The organism is Mesorhizobium sp. WSM4820 (assembly GCF_055811075.1).
Genome location: NZ_JBVVQN010000067.1, coordinates 1 through 1,077, shown reverse-complemented (window position 1 = coordinate 1,077; position 1,077 = coordinate 1). Strand labels below are relative to the sequence as shown.

At 63.3% G+C, this 1,077-nt stretch carries 1 protein-coding gene; it reads right to left on the bottom strand.

Going from position 1 to position 1,077, the window contains the following annotated elements:
* Positions 1–114: 114 nt before the first annotated feature.
* A complete protein-coding gene (locus tag AC0L2R_RS33725) occupies positions 115–987 on the bottom strand; it encodes a lysophospholipase (protein ID WP_473514097.1) in 873 nt (290 codons plus the stop codon).
* Between the last annotated feature and the right edge of the window lie 90 nt (positions 988–1,077).

Sequence of the window (1,077 nt, the reverse complement as noted above, 5' to 3'; positions counted from 1 at the left end):
TAGTAGACCCCCAGGAACTGCTCGAGCCCGACGTTGCCGGCTTCCGAGGACCGACTGAGCATGACGGCTATGCGAAGCGGCGCGCCCGTGGACGTCATCTCGGCCCCCTGACAATCACTCGACTCCGGCCAATGCCAACCGCACCGGCACGCGCGCGGCGATCCATCGCAGCACGTGGGCGATCACCTCCTTGCGGCCGAGATCGTTGAGCAGGTCGTGGAAGGGGCCCGGGTAGAGCTTCAGCGTCTTGTCGGCGGAGCCGGCGGTGTCGAAGAACAGCTGGCTGCCGGCAGGCTTGGTTGCCTTGTCTGCCGTGCCGTGTAAGATCAAGACCGGCAGCGTGATCAGCGGAAAGTCGCGCTTCAGCCGCTCGTTTGCGCGAATCAGTGCTGCGACTGTGCTCGTCGGCTGGACCTCCTTATCGATCAACGGATCGTCGTTCATCGATGTCACAATCGCCGCATCGCGCGAAAAATCCTCGTTGTTCAGCCGCAGGACGTGAAAATGCGGCGCGACGTGGCTGAGCCCCTTGACGACCACGAGAGCGAAATCGGGCGCGTACACCTGGAACGCAAAGCTCTCGCATATGAATCCGGAGAGCTCGGCCTGATGGTCCAGCGCATAGGTGGTCGAGACCACGCCGCCTGCACTGTGGCCCAGCAGGAAGACAGGCAATCCGGGCTCCCGCTGCTTGGCGAGCTGGATCAGCATCGATAGATCGTCGACATACTCAGTGACGTTCTCGACGAAAAACCGCTCGCCGTCGGACTTCCCGCGACCGCGCAAGTCGAGGGCGTAGACGGCGTGGCCGGCGGCGGCCATCTGCTCGGCGGCCCAAAAGTACTGGCCGCTATGTGAGTTAACGCCGTGGCAAATCGCCACGACCGCGCTCGGTCTGGACGCAGGGTGCCAAGAGCGCACGAAGATCCTTGGGCCGTCCGCGCGCTCCAGATATTCCTCCGCCATAGCGGTCGTGGTCGAGGTCATGGCAAGTCTCCTCTTCGCTTGCGGTCAGCTCTTGATGAAGGCGAGCAGGTCCGCGTTGACGATGTCGGGATGCGTCGTGCACAGGCCATG

Excerpts from the sequence above, each read along its gene's own strand:
- AC0L2R_RS33725 (WP_473514097.1), bottom strand. The coding sequence starts at position 987 with ATGACCTCGACCACGACCGCTATGGCGGAGGAATATCTGGAGCGCGCG.